Genomic DNA, 15,504 nt, shown 5'->3' with positions numbered 1-15,504 from the left:
AATTCGCATGACCAGCAACAACCCGCAAACCCGTGAATGGCAAACCCTGAGCAACGATCACCACCTGGCCCCGTTCAGCGATTTCAAGCAGCTGAAAGAGAAAGGCCCGCGGATCATCACCAACGCCAAGGGCGTTTACCTCTGGGACAGCGAAGGCAACAAGATCCTCGACGGCATGGCCGGTCTGTGGTGCGTAGCCATCGGCTACGGTCGCGATGAACTGGCCGATGCCGCCAGCAAACAAATGCGCGAACTGCCTTACTACAACCTGTTCTTCCAGACGGCTCACCCGCCGGTGCTGGAACTGGCCAAGGCCATCTCCGACATCGCGCCACAAGGCATGAACCACGTGTTCTTCACCGGTTCCGGTTCTGAAGGCAACGACACCATGCTGCGTATGGTTCGCCACTACTGGGCGATCAAGGGCCAGCCGAAGAAGAAAGTCATCATCAGCCGCAAAAACGGCTATCACGGTTCCACCGTGGCCGGCGCGAGCCTGGGTGGCATGACGTACATGCACGAACAAGGCGACTTGCCGATCCCTGGCATCGTCCACATCGCGCAGCCGTACTGGTTCGCTGAAGGCGGCGAGATGACACCGGAAGAGTTCGGTATCTGGGCGGCCAATCAGCTGGAAGAGAAGATTCTGGAAGTCGGCGTGGACAACGTCGGTGCCTTTATTGCCGAGCCGATCCAGGGTGCCGGCGGCGTGATCATTCCGCCTGCCACCTACTGGCCGCGCATCAAGGAAATCCTCGCCAAGTACGACATCCTGTTCGTGGCTGACGAAGTGATCTGTGGTTTCGGCCGTACCGGTGAGTGGTTCGGTAGCGATTTCTACGACCTCAAACCCGACATGATGACCATCGCCAAAGGCCTGACGTCCGGCTATATCCCTATGGGTGGCCTGATCGTGCGCGATGAAGTGGTGGCGGTGCTCAACGAAGGTGGTGATTTCAACCACGGTTTCACCTATTCCGGACACCCGGTGGCTGCTGCGGTGGCACTGGAAAACATCCGCATCCTGCGCGAAGAAAAAATTATCGAGCGCGTTCATGCAGAAACGGCACCCTATTTGCAAAAGCGTCTACGGGAACTGAGCGATCACCCGTTGGTGGGGGAAGTGCGTGGGGTAGGTCTGCTGGGGGCGATCGAGCTGGTGAAGGACAAGGCCACTCGCAAGCGTTACGAAGGCAAGGGCGCCGGCATGATTTGCCGCACGTTCTGCTTCGAAAACGGCCTGATCATGCGCGCCGTCGGCGACACCATGATCATCGCTCCGCCACTGGTGATTACACCGGCTGAAATCGATGAGTTGGTGACCAAGGCACGCAAGTGTCTGGACCTGACCCTGAGTGCGTTGCAGGGCTAAGTGCTAGGCTCTGAGCGGACATATGAAACTTTCGCTCAGAGCAGTCTTGAAGGGCGGGCTTTCCTTGAAAGACCGCCTCGGATCTTGCCAGACTAGTCGCGGTTCCAGTTGTCCGGGTTCGGCCGCTGAACAAAGTGGTTCAAAAAAGAAAAATTTGGAGCATTACGAATGAAGGCATTAGGAAAGAAGTTTGCTGGCAAGACTCTCCTTGCCATGTCCCTGATGGGCATGATGGCGGGCGCGGTGCAGGCGGACGACAAGGTCCTGCACGTCTATAACTGGTCCGACTATATTGCACCGGACACCATCGCGAACTTTGAAAAAGAGTCCGGGATCAAGGTGGTGTACGACGTTTTTGACAGCAACGAAACTCTGGAAGCCAAGTTGCTGGCAGGCAAGTCCGGTTACGACATCGTCGTACCGTCGAACAACTTCCTGGCCAAGCAGATCAAGGCCGGCGTTTACCAGAAGCTGGACAAGTCCAAACTGCCTAACTGGAAGAACCTGAACCCTGAACTGCTCAAAGCGGTATCGGTGAGCGACCCGGGCAACGAACACGCCTTCCCTTACATGTGGGGTTCGATCGGTATCGGCTTCAACGCCGAGAAGGTCAAGGCTGCATTGGGTGCCGATGCTCCAACCAACTCCTGGGACCTGATCTTCAAGCCTGAAAACGCCGCCAAGCTGAAGTCTTGCGGTATCAGCCTGCTGGATTCGCCAACCGAGATGATTCCGGCGGCGCTGCACTACCTGGGCCTGCCAACCGACAGCCAGAAGAAAGAAGACATCGACAAGGCTGAAGCGCTGCTGCTGAAAGTCCGTCCTTCGATCGCTTACTTCCACTCGTCCAAGTACATCTCCGACCTGGCCAACGGCAACATCTGCGTCGCAGTCGGTTATTCGGGTGACGTCTATCAGGCCAAGTCCCGTGCTGCTGAAGCCGGTGACAAGGTGAAAGTCAGCTACAACATTCCGAAAGAAGGTGCGGGCAGCTTCTACGACATGGTCGCCATCCCTAAAGATGCCGAAAACGTCGAAGGCGCCTACAAGTTCATGACCTACCTGCAGAAGCCGGAAGTCATGGCTGCAATCACCAACGCCGTGCGCTTCCCGAACGGTAACGCGGCCGCCACCGCACTGGTCGATAAAGACATCACCAGCGACCCGGGCATCTACCCGTCGCCGGAAGTGCAGGCCAAGCTGTACGCGATTGCCGACTTGCCGGCCGCGACCCAGCGCCTGCTGACTCGCAGTTGGACCAAGATCAAATCCGGTAAGTAAGCCGGTTTGAGGCAATCACCTGCTGTCGTCACCTGCGCGGTGACGGCAGCCGGTGTAATTAAATGACAGAAAGTTTTGCTGGAACGGTTTTTCGAGGGTAAGTTGCGCGCCGGTTTTGTTGCCAGGCAGCCATCGCTGTCATGTAGCACGGGGCAACTTGGGCCCAACTAATTTTAGAGGACCTCCACGTGCCTGTTTTTTCTTTGTTGCGCAATGCCGTGCTGGTCGGCGCCGGACTGACACTGGCTGTCAGCGTCCAGGCCGCGAGTACCGTGCATATTTATAACTGGTCCGACTACATCGGCTCGACCACCCTGGCCGACTTCCAGAAAGAGTCCGGCATCAAACCGGTTTATGACGTTTTCGACTCTAACGAAACCCTGGAAGGCAAGTTGCTGGCGGGGCGCACCGGTTACGACGTGGTCGTGCCGTCCAATCACTTCCTTGGCAAGCAGATCAAGGCCGGCGCCTTCCAGAAGCTCGACAAGTCGAAGCTGAGCAACTATGCCAATCTCGACCCGGTGCTGCTCAAGCGCCTGGAGCAAAACGATCCGGGTAACCAATACGCCGTACCGTACCTTTGGGGCACCAACGGCATTGGTTACAACGTCGACAAGATCAAGGCGGTATTGGGCGTCGACAAGATCGATTCCTGGAGCGCTGTGTTCGAACCGGAAAACATCAAGAAGCTGCAAAGCTGTGGCGTGGCGTTCCTCGACTCCGCCGATGAAATGATGCCCACGGTCCTCAACTACATGGGCCTGAACGCCAACAGCACCAACCCCGAAGATTACAAAAAGGCTGAAGCCAAGTTGCTGGCGGTGCGGCCTTACGTGACGTACTTCCACTCGTCCAAGTACATCGCGGACCTTGCCAACGGCGATATCTGCATCGCGATCGGCTTCTCCGGTGACATGTTTCAAGCCAAGGCCCGGGCGGCTGAGGCAGGCAAGGGCATGAACATCGCTTACACCATTCCCAAAGAGGGCGGCGCGCTCTGGTTCGACATGCTGGCGGTCCCCAAGGACGCGGCCAACGTCAAGGAAGCCCACGCTTTCATCAATTACTTGTTGAAACCCGAGGTGATCGCACAGGTCAGCGATTCTGTTGGCTATGCGAACCCCAACCCCGGCTCGGACAAATTGATGGAACAGTCCATCCGTACTGACGAGTCGGTTTATCCACCGCAAGCCGTCCTCGACAAGACCTACGTGTCGGTCGAGTTACCACCAAACATTCAACGTTTGATGACCCGCAGCTGGACCAAGGTCAAGTCGGGTAAATAGCTGCAAGGCTCAAATTATCCAAGGTTGGCTCACCTTGAGCGAACTGCACTCTTTTTTTCTGGGAGTTTCGTAAATGGCAGTTGCCTCCGGCGCCTATAAGAAAGCCCTCGAGGGCGACCAATCACCTAAACAGGTGTTGGTCAAAATCGACCGGGTCACGAAGAAGTTCGACGAGACGATTGCCGTGGACGATGTGTCCCTGGAAATCAAGAAAGGCGAGATTTTCGCCCTGCTCGGCGGTTCGGGATCGGGCAAATCCACGTTGCTGCGCATGCTCGCAGGCTTCGAAAGGCCTACGGAGGGGCGCATTTTCCTCGATGGCGTAGACATCACCGACATGCCGCCTTACGAGCGGCCGATCAACATGATGTTCCAGTCCTACGCCTTGTTCCCGCACATGACCGTGGCGCAGAACATCGCATTTGGCCTCAAACAGGACAAAATCCCCACAGCTGAAGTCGATGCCCGTGTCGCGGACATGCTCAAGCTGGTTCAGATGACGCAATACGCCAAGCGCAAGCCGCATCAGTTGTCCGGAGGTCAGCGTCAGCGTGTGGCCCTGGCGCGTTCCCTGGCCAAGCGGCCGAAGCTGTTGCTGCTCGACGAACCGATGGGTGCTCTGGACAAGAAGCTGCGTTCGCAAATGCAGCTGGAGCTGGTCGAAATCATCGAGCGGGTCGGCGTAACCTGCGTCATGGTGACCCACGACCAGGAAGAGGCCATGACCATGGCCGAGCGCATCGCGATCATGCACCTGGGCTGGATCGCCCAGATCGGCAGTCCGATCGACATCTATGAAACCCCGACCAGCCGTCTGGTCTGCGAGTTCATCGGCAACGTCAACATCTTCGACGGTGAAGTGATCGACGATGCCGAAGGCCACGCAATCATCACCTGCAAGGACCTGGACCGGCAGATTTACGTGGGCCACGGCATCAGCACCTCGGTGCAGGACAAATCCGTGACCTACGCGATCCGTCCGGAAAAACTGCTGGTGACGCCGACCATGCCGACCTGCGAATACAACTGGTCCAGCGGCAAGGTGCACGACATCGCCTACCTCGGTGGCCACTCGGTGTTCTACGTCGAACTGCCGAGCGGCAAGATCGTCCAGTCTTTCGTCGCCAACGCCGAGCGCCGCGGTCAGCGTCCAACCTGGGGTGACCAGGTCTACGTGTATTGGGAAGACGACAGCGGCGTGGTACTTCGCTCATGAACATGCGCAAATTCAAACGCCGACTCAATCGAATAATTCCCGGTGGCCGTCAGATGGTCATCGGGGTTCCGTTCATTTGGCTGTTCATGTTCTTCATGTTGCCGTTCTTCATTGTCCTGAAGATCAGCTTCGCCGAAGCCGACGTGGCCATTCCGCCGTACACCGAGATCTACAGCTACCTCGACCAAAAGGTGCAGTTGCTGCTTAACCTGAGCAACTACGCGATGCTGGCCGGCGACGAGTTGTACATCGCCGCCTACCTCGGCTCGTTGAAGATGGCGCTGATCAGCACCGTCCTCTGTTTGCTGATCGGCTACCCGATGGCCTACGCCATTGCCAGTGCCCGTAAAGAGCTGCAAACGGTGCTGGTGCTGCTGATCATGATGCCGACCTGGACCGCGATCCTGATCCGCGTTTACGCGTGGATGGGCATCCTCAGCAACAACGGTCTGCTCAATGGTTTCCTGATGAGCATGGGCTGGATCAACGAACCGCTGCAGATCCTCAACACCAACCTCGCGGTGTACATCGGCGTCGTTTATTCGTACCTGCCGTTCATGATCCTGCCGCTCTACGCCAACCTGGTGAAGCACGACAACAGCCTGCTGGAAGCTGCCTCTGACCTGGGTTCGAGCACGTTCAACAGCTTCTGGAAGATAACCATTCCACTGTCCAAGAACGGCATCGTCGCCGGCTGCATGCTGGTGTTCATCCCGGTGGTGGGCGAGTTCGTGATCCCGGAACTGCTCGGCGGTCCGGAAACCCTGATGATCGGTAAAGTGCTCTGGCAAGAGTTCTTCAACAACCGTGACTGGCCGGTGGCGTCTGCCCTGGCGGTGGTGATGCTGGCGATCCTGATTGTGCCGATCATCCTGTTCAACCGCAGTCAGGCCAAGGAAATGGAGGGTAAAGAATGAAGCGCTTCCGTTTCTCAAGTTTCATGCTGGTGGCGGGCTTGCTGTTCATCTACGCGCCGATGCTGATCCTGGTGATCTACTCGTTCAACGCCTCGAAACTGGTGACGGTGTGGGGCGGCTGGTCGATCAAGTGGTACGTCGGCCTGATGGACAACACCCAACTGATGGGCTCGGTGGTGCGCTCGCTGGAAATCGCCTGCTACACGGCGGTGGCGGCGGTGGTGCTGGGGACGCTGGCGGCGTTTGTGCTGACCCGTATCACCCGCTTCAAGGGTCGCACGCTGTTCGGTGGCCTGGTCACCGCGCCGCTGGTGATGCCTGAAGTGATCACCGGTCTGTCGCTGTTGCTGCTGTTCGTGGCGATGGCGCAGATGATCGGTTGGCCACAGGAACGCGGCATCATCACCATCTGGATCGCCCACACCACGTTCTGTGCGGCGTATGTGGCGGTGGTGGTCTCGGCGCGCTTGCGTGAGCTGGACCTGTCCATCGAAGAGGCGGCCATGGACCTTGGCGCGCGGCCATGGAAGGTGTTCTTCCTGATCACCATCCCGATGATCGCGCCATCGTTGGGGGCCGGCGGCATGATGTCGTTCGCCTTGTCCCTGGATGACCTGGTGTTGGCGAGCTTCGTATCGGGCCCGGGTTCGACGACCCTGCCGATGGAAGTGTTCTCGGCGGTGCGTCTGGGCGTGAAACCCGAGATCAACGCCGTGGCCAGTCTGATTTTGCTGGCGGTATCGCTGATGACGTTCCTGGTCTGGTTCTTCAGCCGTCGTGCCGAAGAAAGTCGCAAACGTGCGATCCAGCAGGCGATCGAAGAAGGCGCTGCCGACTCCTGGAAACAACCGGACGTGCGTCGCGCACAGGCGCCGGAAGCGGCTTGAAGGCTGGTCACGAATAAGTGGCCACGCCAGATCCCATGTGGGAGCGAGCCTGCTCGCGAAAGCGGTGCGTCAGTCAACATTGATGTCGACTGACACTCCGTCTTCGCGAGCAGGCTCGCTCCCACAGTTGTTTTACGACACCCAAGGGGACTCGCGGATGATCTCGACGAAGTTCATCGGTTTGAAGCCTGGCTCGCTATCCACCAGCACATCCGCGTTCACGGTACCAAACGTGGTATCCGGCTTGTGTTTGAAGCCATTGGCAAACGCACACAAGATGCACTCCTTGAACCCTTCGCCACGCGGGTGGGCATGCACCACGGCTTCGCGTTGCGCGCTGGGGAACGCTGCGTAATCGATGCCCAGCACATCCATTTCAACGCCCGCGGTGACCAGCGCCACATTAGGTCGCAGGTGTTGCGGCACGCCCGGTGTGGTGTGCAGGGCAATCGACAACCAGACCTGCTCGATATCATCGTCGGACAAACCGTAGGGCTTGAGGAATGCTTTGGCAGCGTTGGCGCTATCGACTTCGAAGCGCTCGTCGTCAGTGCGATGACCCTCCACCAGACCCAAGTCATGGAACATCGCGCCGACGTACAGCAGTTCTGGGTTGTAGCTCAGTTGCTTGCGTTCGCCGCTCAAGGCACCGAACAGAAACACCCGGCGCGAGTGGTGATACAGCAGGTCTGATTCGACGTCGCGAATGTATTCCGTGGTGGCTTTGGCCAACGCGCTGTCGGGGATTTCGATACCGGCGATGATGCTGCTCATGGTGCTGTCCTCTCGGGGAGCGCCGTGGCGGCGCTGATGGAGTCAGTCTGTCCGCGCACCCCAAACCGGACAATCGATCCATGGCTGCGATCCCGGCCAATGAGCATGCATATCGCGCCAACCTCGCTTGTTGCGCGCGGATTGGCTAGGGTTGCTGTCGATGAGCACGCTTTTGTGGCGAGGGAGCTTGCTCCCGCTGGGCTGCGAAGCGGCCCCATACCTGCAGTCGAGTATTGTCAGCCACACCGCTTCCGACGGTTTTGCGACTGCTGCGCAGCCGAGCGGGAGCAAGCTCCCTCGCCACAAGTAAGCGTGATCCATAGAGGCTTTCGAGCATGAGTAAAACCGTTGCCATCGTGGTCTTCGCCGGCGTTCAGTCCCTGGACGTCACCGGCCCCATGGATGTGTTTTGCGAAGCCAATCGTTTCCTCGAACCACCCGATCACTACCGACTGGAGGTGATCGGTGTCGAGCGCGGGATGATGGCGTGTTCCAACGGTTTGTCACTCAATGCCCATCGGCATTTCAGCGAAGCGCTGGAGGCCTATGACTTGCTGCTGGTGGCCGGTGGGCCGCAGTTGCCGTTCATGGATTTTGGTGCGGCATTCGATGCCTGGCTGCGCGATGCCTGCGCGCAGGCACAACGCTTTGGCTCGATCTGCAACGGCGCGTTCATGCTCGCCAGGGCCGGATTGCTGGAAGGGCGAACGGTCACCACCCACTGGGGCGATGCCGCGGCGCTGGCGCAGTTGTGCCCGTCGACTCAGGTCGAGGCAGATCGCCTTTACGTGGAGGACGGCGAGCTCTACACCTCGGCGGGTGTCACGGCCGGGATTGATCTGTCGCTGTACTTGCTGGCCAGGGATCACGGGCCGGAAGTCGCATTGAGTGTGGCGAAGCGACTGGTGGTGTTCACTCAGCGCTCCGGCGGGCAGTCACAGTTCAGCCCATTCCTCACGCCACACGCCGAACCCACTTCGGCGGTGGCGTTGGTGCAGCTCTATGTGTTGGCCAACCTGACGGGCGACCTGGCAATTGCCGACCTGGCCAACGCCGCCAACATGAGCGCCCGCAACTTTTCCCGGGTGTTTGCCAAAGAGGCGAAAGTCACCCCGGCGGAATTCGTCGAGCGAGCCAGGGTGGATGCGGCGCGGGTGCTGCTTGAAAGCACCCACTCACCGCTGAAGACCGTGGCTTATCAGTGCGGATTTCGCGATGCCCAGCACATGCGCAGTGTGTTCAACCGCAGGCTGGGCGTGACGCCGCAGCAGTTCAGGCTGAACTTTGCGGCGATGGTTTGAGCTGACATTTTTGTTGCTTGTCAGGACCTCATCGCGAGCAGGCTCGCTCCCACATTGGATCGTCGGCGCACACAATATTTGTGTCCAATGAAGATCCATTGTGGGAGTGAGCCTGCTCGCGATGGCGTCAGCCCGGTCAACACAAATCTATTGCCCTGACCGCGCTGGCAACAGCTTCAACGTACTGCGCGTGTTGGCCGTGACTTCTTCGTCGTTGAGATGCGCCTGGTAGTAAAGCCCTTCGATATACGCCTCAGCCTGATCATCATAGTGGCTGTCGAACGGCACGCCACTCTGGCCAACCGGGTTGACGGTCAGGCTGTGGGTCGGGTCGGCGAAGTCGATCAGACGCCGCGTCGAGGGACCATAAGTTACTGGCCAAGGCGCCGGGCCGATTTTGGCTGAGAGATTGTTCGGTACTTCATGGGTGCCGGGTGCCGCAAACGGGCCGACATTGAAGATCCGGTCCAGCGGCTTTTGCTGCCCCAGCGGATGGCCATGGGTCAGCGTGTGCGCCTTGCCCCACTGCCATTGCGCGAAATCGCCGCCGAGGGTGGTCTTGAGATGAGCAATGCTCGCCTGCCACGCAACCTTGACCGTATCGGCGCGGGTCTCCTTGCCGAGGGTGTTGCGGTTGTCCCACCACGGTGAATCGGCAGTCGCGGCCAGGCGCGGCAGTGCGGAATCAATCACCCGGGTCGACAGCAACGTCTCGAAGAAGTCATTGCCCAGCTCATCGTGCATCGTCGCGTCAGCCAGGTTGAACAGGAACTGGTTGAACAGCGTGGCGCTAGTGGAGTCGAGCGGGTAGTCGCCTTGCCATTGGGCCAGTTGCTCAACCAGTTTGAGTTCGGCGGGATCGCTCACCACTTCACGCAGTACGGGCAGCAACGGCGCCAGCAAGCGCGGGCCGTAAGCGGTGGTGGTGCCCAGTTGCAGCTTCTGGCTGGCGTCCACATCCCACTTGATGGTTTTGTCGCTGAGCTGGCGATTGAGCTGCTGACCTCGATCGGCCAGGTTGTAGTAACCGGGAATCTCCATGCCGGTCGGCGACACCGGCTGGAAGTTGGCCGAGACGATGTAACCGCGTGCCGGGTTCTCTTCCTGTGGGTTGGCGCTGAACGGGTAAAAACCTTCCTTGTCCGCGTCGGCGGTGCTGCCGTCGAGGATGAACCCCGGACGCACACCCGCCGGACGTTTTGGCAATTGCGCCGCCGCCCACCAGCCGATGTCGCCCTTGGCGTTGGCCCAGACGATGTTCAGGCCTGGCGCCTGGACCTTTGCGCAGGCACTGCGCGCCTTGGCCAGGGTGTCGGCGCGGTTGAGCTGGTAGAAGCCCTCAAGGATCGGATTCTGGCTTTCGAGAAACCCCCACCACATGGCGATCGGCGTTTTGCCGACGCCGCTGCCCAGCGCATCGTTGACGATCGGACCGTGGGGCGACTGGCGCAGCACCAGTGTCACCGGCGTCTGGCCCTTGACCGCGATCTGCTGTTCGCTGGTCAGCATGTCCACCCACTTGCCGCGATACCAGACCTGATTGGAGTTGTCCGGGTTGACCTTCTCGGCGATCAGGTCGAGGTCGTCGTTCTGGAACATGGTGATGCTCCAGCCGAAGTCGCGGTTCATCCCGAGGGAGGCGAACGGCATCAATGCCTGATAGTGGCCGTAGAGCTCGAAACCCGGCGCCGAGAGCTGCGCTTCATACCACACCGACGGCGCGGAAAAACGGATATGCGGGTCGCCGGCCAGCAGCGGTTTGCCGCTTTTGGTCCGACTGCCGGAGACGGCCCAGGCGTTGCTGCCCTCGAACTGCGGCAAGCCGTTGTCGGCCAGTGCCTGCTCGCTGAGACGGGCGAGGGCGTTGAGGTCTTTCCAGTCGGTACTGGCAAGGGGTGACATGGCAGCGCTGCGGTTTTTCACCAGCACGCCCTTGGGCTGCCAGTCGAGATCGAAGACGTTCAGGTAGTTGGCGCCCAACTGATCGCGCACGTAGGTCAGCAATGGTTCGGTGCGAAACGCTGCGGCAAAACTGTAGGCCATGTAACCGGCGATGCTGATGGTGTCCACGGCGGTGAAGGGGCGTTTGGGGATGCCCAGTACATCAAACTCCGCAGGTTTTGAATGACCGTCCTGATACTGGTTGATGCCATCCAGATAGGCTTGCATGGCGATAAAGGCCGGCGACTGTTTGTCCATGTTCGCCAGGTAGGTGTCGGCGCGTTCGCGAATGCGCAGGCTGCGCATCAGCTTGTCGGTGTCGAGCAGTTTCGGGCCCAGTACTTCGGCCAGCTCGCCGCGGGCGAGGCGGCGCAGGACTTCCATCTGAAACAGCCGATCCTGGGCGTGCACATAGCCGAGGGCGCGGTACAGGTCGGTTTCGTTCTCGGCGCGGATGTGCGGGATGCCGCGCTCGTCATAGCGCACGGTGACCGAACCTTGCAGGTGTTGCAGCTCCACCAAGCCTTGGCGTGACGGCTGCTTGCTGTAGACGTACCCGCCTGCACCTGCGGCGAGCGCAACAATCAGCAGGGCGAGAACGGTCAGGCTACGTTTCATGGTGATTCCTTGTTGTTATCCGTGGCAGCAGTTCCCTGGCGCCACTGTTTAACAAGGCTTGCCGCCATGGCCATCGCACTTAGGAGGGATTCGCGTCTCCTGTCAGCCTTGCTTCACTGCGTCGACAGGCCACGGGCAGTAACAACCCACGGCCAGTGTGTGCGTGGCATTCACCGCGCGGCCTTCGCTCAACGCTTGCAGTATCGGCTCAATAAAGCTGTTGTTCGAATTGCAGGTCAGGCCTTCACTGTACGGGCCGAAATACGCCAGTTTGCCGCTGCGATCCCAGATCGCCACGGCCGGGCTCGCGGGGATCTGTTCGGAACCTGGCAGGACGACGATGCTTTTCAGGCTGCTTAAGGTGTTCGGCAACTGACCGTGGCTGCCAGGTTTTTGTACCGCATAAAACTCCACGCCTTGCGGTGCGTAGTGCTCAACCAGTTCGCTCAGGTGTTGTTGGTTCCCGACGTTGCACGGGCAGCCCGGGTCCCAGAAGTGCACGAGGCGGATGGCGCCGGGGCCGGCGAGGTTGTCGGGCAGGCGCAGCGGGTCGCCGGAGAACACCGCGGTGTGCTCGCTGAACGCTCGCAAGTAGCGCCCCTCAAACCAGTCGTATGCAGCCCACAGCAAACCGGCACACACGAGGGCGAGCAGGCTGGCAAGCAGTGTGGCGCGGTAGGGCGAGCGCATGGATTTCAGTCCTCGAAGGTGCGCTAGCTTGCCATGCTTGCCCCAACAGATGAATATCGCAGGCCCATAAAGTCTGTTTCGCGTTCTGGAATTGCTCATGTCTGCCACTTTCGACTCCGATCATCTGCGTGCCAGCCTGCGGCCGCTGGCCGACTGGCAGCCGCTGTCGGAGGAAGCGCTGGCTTACCAGCATTTCTACGGGCTGGATTTTGCGGGGCGCAACGTGCGCACTGGCCTTGGGCGTTTTGCGGTCGATGGTTATGACGTGGTCAGTCAGGTCTGGTGGCCCGAGCGGGCGAAGGCGACGCTGTTTTTGTTCCACGGTTATTACGATCACACCGGGCTCTACCGGCATGTGATCGAGTGGGCGCTGGATCAGAATTTTGCGGTGATTGCCTGCGACCTGCCGGGGCACGGACTGTCCAGCGGCGAACGGGCCAGCATCAAGGATTTCACCGAGTATCAGGACACGCTGCAAGGGTTGTTCGCCGAGGCGCAATCCCTCGATCTGCCGCAGCCGTGGCACCTGTGCGGGCAAAGCACGGGCGGCGCGATCGTGATCGATCATGTGCTCAATCAGGGCGCCAGCAGTCCGGCCCAGGGCCAGGTCATCTTGCTGTCGCCGTTGGTAAGGCCACGGGCCTGGGGCTGGTCGCAACTCAGCTATTACCTGCTCAAGCCTTTCGTCAAAGCGATTGCCCGGCGCTTCAGCGAGAACTCCAACGACCCGGATTTTCTGCCTTTCCTGCAAGCGGACCCGTTGCAGCCGCTCCGTTTGCCGACCGCCTGGGTCGGTGCGTTGGCGCGCTGGATCAAGCGCATCGAAGCCGCACCGTACAGCATGCGGCGACCGCTGATTGTGCAGGGGCAGGCGGACATGACCGTGGATTGGGAGCATAACCTTGAAGTGTTGCGGGGCAAGTTCGATCGGCCGCAGGTGCTGATGTTGCCTGAGGCGCGGCATCACCTGGCGAATGAGACGCTGGCGTTGCGGCGGGAGTATTTCGGGTTTTTGACCAAGCGGATCAAGGGGCGGAATCTTTAGCGTCTGTGCTGGCCTCTTCGCGAGCAAGCCCGCTCCCACAGGGGGTTTGTGTACGCCACAGATCCCATGTGGGAGCGGGCTTGCTCGCGAAGGGGCCCTTGCAGGCGCTAAAAATTACTGGCGAAGACTTGAAGTGTCCTGCCCCACCGCCAACCCCGCGCGAATCGCCGCCAGGGCTGCCTGGTAATAAGCCTTGCCCTCGGTGGACTCGGCGAAGGTCGCGAACTCTTCCAGTTCTTCATCCGACAGGTCGCGATAGACATACAACAGCGTGTTGTTCAGGTCGTTGCCGATCTGGTCCATCAAGCGCTGACGCTGACCATTCAACATGCCTTGCGCCTGACCACCGCCGAGCAGGCCGGGGATCATCGAACTGAGGCTGTCGGCCGCGACGCCGGCAATCGCCAGGCTGACTTCAGCGCCGGCTTCGCGAGCGGGCAAGGCCTGGGCCAGATGGCCGATGATCAGCAGGCGGCTGTCGCTGGCCTGGACCTTGGGCAAACCCTTGGCGTTTTTTGCCAACTGGTCGCGACGGGTCGCGAGCAATTCGGCGGCCACGATTTTCTTGCCAAGGGGCGACTGAAAGAATGTCAGCGCAGGTTTCGGATCGGCGAGGGTCTTGCGCAATTGCGCTTCGGCGCGTTGGTCGACGGCCTGGGGGGCAAAGCGCTGATTGCTGTTATTCACCAGCGCCTGGAACACTGCCGGCGGCAGGCTGTTCTGGTACCGCTGCTGAGCCGCCGAGAGAGCGTCGTTGAAATGCGCGCGTTGTTCTGGCCAACCGGCGACCTTGTACAACTGGTCGTGGCCGTCTGCCCAAGCGGGCAATACACAGAACATCAACAGTGAAAAAAGCAAACGGCGCATAGGGACTCCTGTCAGCAGGCGACTATTCTCCGTGTGGCATTCGTCCTTGTCGAGAATTCGTATCAACCCGCTGCGCGGCTCTGTCGGATTTTCAGGCACAGGAATACTATGCGCGGCATGCGAATACCCTCTGATCACCCGCTGCTGTTACGTATCGTCGACGACCTGGCCGAACATGGCTGGTCGCAGCAGAATGTTTTCCTTCCTCTGGGTCTGACCCGGGAACTGGCGGCTGAGTGCCGTAAACGTGCTGCCGAGGGCGAATTGGCCCCGGCCGCCGTAGGGCGCGGGTCGACATCCGGGATTCGCGAGGGGATTCGCGGCGACCATATCCAATGGATCGAGCCCGGCCAGGCGTTGGTGTGCGACAGCTATCTGGATTTGATGGACAGCCTGCGCGAGGCGATGAATCGCGGTTTGTTTCTGGGCCTGGAAGATTTCGAAAGCCATTTCGCGCTGTACCCGCCCGGCGCGTTCTACCTCAGGCATGTCGACCGTTTCCGCGACGACGACCGGCGCATGGTGTCGGCGGTGGTCTATCTCAATGACGCCTGGCTGCCCGAATACGGCGGCCAGTTGCGCATGTACCTGAATGAAAGCGTCGAACATGATGTGGTGCCCACCGGCGGATGCCTGGTGGTGTTCCTGTCGGGTGAAGTGCCCCACGAAGTCCTGCCCGCGAACCGCGATCGCCTGTCGTTGACCGGCTGGTTCCGGCGGCGTGGCAACGAGCCGTTCTGATCATGCAAAAAATTCTGGTTAGCCGATGTCTGCTGGGGCACCGCGTACGTTATGACGGCGGGGCCAGTGGACCGTTCGATCAGCTTCAGCAGTGGCTTGATGAAGGTCGGGTGGTGCCGTTGTGTCCGGAGGTGGCCGGCGGGTTGCCGACGCCAAGGGCAGCGGCCGAGATTTCGGGCGGGCAGGGTAGTGAAGTGCTGGATGGCCACGCCTCAGTGATCACCACCGAGGGCGACGACGTCAGCGCCGAGTTTCTCTCGGGGGCTTGTCAGGCGCTGGAACTGGTGCAAAAGCACGACATCCGGATTGCCGTGCTCAAGGCCAACAGCCCGTCTTGCGGGAATCTGTTGACCTATGACGGGACGTTCAGTGGGGTGAAGGTGAGTGGCGAAGGCGTGACTGCCGCATTGCTCAAGCGCCATGGTGTGCAGGTCTTCAGTGAGCTGGAGTTGGTTGAAGCGGCGACAGCATTGACTGAGCAGGACTAGCGACCGACACAAAACTATTGTGGGAGCGGGCTTGCTCGCGAAAGCGGTGTGTCAGTCAACATCAACTATGACTGTCACAC

Annotated in this window: 14 protein-coding genes; 10 read left to right on the top strand and 4 right to left on the bottom strand. The window is 59.9% G+C overall.

Annotated elements, in window-relative coordinates; genetic code table 11:
* Positions 1-7: 7 nt before the first annotated feature.
* From KGB03_RS14420 to KGB03_RS14395, 6 genes are all read left to right on the top strand, one after another.
* Complete coding sequence (locus tag KGB03_RS14420; protein WP_192409042.1) at positions 8-1,372, top strand: aspartate aminotransferase family protein; 1,365 nt, start codon at positions 8-10, stop codon at positions 1,370-1,372.
* A gap of 168 nt (positions 1,373-1,540) precedes the next feature.
* The gene (locus KGB03_RS14415) at positions 1,541-2,653 is read left to right on the top strand and encodes a polyamine ABC transporter substrate-binding protein (protein ID WP_192409044.1); all 1,113 of its coding nucleotides are present in this window, start codon (positions 1,541-1,543) and stop codon (positions 2,651-2,653) included.
* Positions 2,654-2,841: 188 nt separating this feature from the next.
* Positions 2,842-3,939: a polyamine ABC transporter substrate-binding protein gene (locus KGB03_RS14410; protein WP_223527350.1), complete on the top strand. Its 1,098-nt coding sequence runs from the start codon at positions 2,842-2,844 to the stop codon at positions 3,937-3,939.
* Positions 3,940-4,012: 73 nt separating this feature from the next.
* On the top strand, positions 4,013-5,155 hold the full coding sequence (locus KGB03_RS14405) for an ABC transporter ATP-binding protein (protein WP_218536655.1): 1,143 nt from the start codon (positions 4,013-4,015) through the stop codon (positions 5,153-5,155).
* Between the two features lie 35 nt (positions 5,156-5,190).
* A complete protein-coding gene (locus tag KGB03_RS14400) occupies positions 5,191-6,072 on the top strand; it encodes an ABC transporter permease subunit (protein WP_193560115.1) in 882 nt (293 codons plus the stop codon).
* Complete coding sequence (locus KGB03_RS14395; RefSeq protein WP_111448389.1) at positions 6,069-6,959, top strand: ABC transporter permease subunit; 891 nt, start codon at positions 6,069-6,071, stop codon at positions 6,957-6,959. The genes KGB03_RS14400 and KGB03_RS14395 overlap by 4 nt, the downstream gene beginning before the upstream one ends.
* 132 nt (positions 6,960-7,091) lie before the next feature.
* Here KGB03_RS14395 and KGB03_RS14390 read toward each other — a convergent pair whose 3' ends face one another.
* The gene (locus KGB03_RS14390; protein ID WP_223527349.1) at positions 7,092-7,733 is read right to left on the bottom strand and encodes an HD domain-containing protein; all 642 of its coding nucleotides are present in this window, start codon (positions 7,731-7,733) and stop codon (positions 7,092-7,094) included.
* A 335-nt stretch (positions 7,734-8,068) separates the two neighbouring features.
* Here KGB03_RS14390 and KGB03_RS14385 point away from each other — a divergent pair, with 335 nt between their 5' ends.
* Entirely contained in the window at positions 8,069-9,034 is a 966-nt protein-coding gene (locus KGB03_RS14385) for a GlxA family transcriptional regulator (RefSeq protein WP_223527348.1), read from the top strand.
* Positions 9,035-9,181: 147 nt separating this feature from the next.
* On the opposite strand, the gene KGB03_RS14380 is transcribed toward KGB03_RS14385, so the two are convergent.
* Positions 9,182-11,593 carry a penicillin acylase family protein gene (locus KGB03_RS14380; protein WP_223527347.1) on the bottom strand — a complete coding sequence of 804 codons (2,412 nt, stop codon included), beginning with the start codon at positions 11,591-11,593 and terminating at the stop codon, positions 9,182-9,184.
* A gap of 102 nt (positions 11,594-11,695) precedes the next feature.
* Positions 11,696-12,283, bottom strand: coding sequence for a DUF6436 domain-containing protein (locus tag KGB03_RS14375; protein ID WP_223527346.1), 588 nt, complete (start codon positions 12,281-12,283; stop codon positions 11,696-11,698).
* A gap of 97 nt (positions 12,284-12,380) precedes the next feature.
* Between KGB03_RS14375 and KGB03_RS14370 the strand changes: the two genes are divergently transcribed.
* Positions 12,381-13,328, top strand: coding sequence for an alpha/beta hydrolase (locus KGB03_RS14370; RefSeq protein ID WP_223527345.1), 948 nt, complete (start codon positions 12,381-12,383; stop codon positions 13,326-13,328).
* Positions 13,329-13,442: 114 nt separating this feature from the next.
* Here KGB03_RS14370 and KGB03_RS14365 read toward each other — a convergent pair whose 3' ends face one another.
* The gene (locus KGB03_RS14365; protein ID WP_111448395.1) at positions 13,443-14,195 is read right to left on the bottom strand and encodes a DUF2059 domain-containing protein; all 753 of its coding nucleotides are present in this window, start codon (positions 14,193-14,195) and stop codon (positions 13,443-13,445) included.
* A gap of 108 nt (positions 14,196-14,303) precedes the next feature.
* On the opposite strand from KGB03_RS14365, the gene KGB03_RS14360 reads away from it, so the two are divergent.
* Positions 14,304-14,936, top strand: coding sequence for a 2OG-Fe(II) oxygenase (locus KGB03_RS14360; RefSeq protein WP_223527344.1), 633 nt, complete (start codon positions 14,304-14,306; stop codon positions 14,934-14,936).
* 2 nt (positions 14,937-14,938) lie between these two features.
* Positions 14,939-15,424, top strand: a complete 486-nt coding sequence (locus KGB03_RS14355) for a DUF523 domain-containing protein (protein ID WP_218536660.1) — start codon at positions 14,939-14,941, stop codon at positions 15,422-15,424.
* Positions 15,425-15,504: the final 80 nt, after the last annotated feature.

Source organism: Pseudomonas sp. BF-B-26 (assembly GCF_019956495.1).
GTDB lineage: Bacteria > Pseudomonadota > Gammaproteobacteria > Pseudomonadales > Pseudomonadaceae > Aquipseudomonas.
Note: the sequence above shows the minus strand (reverse complement) of the source record. Positions and strands in the feature narration are given on the sequence as shown.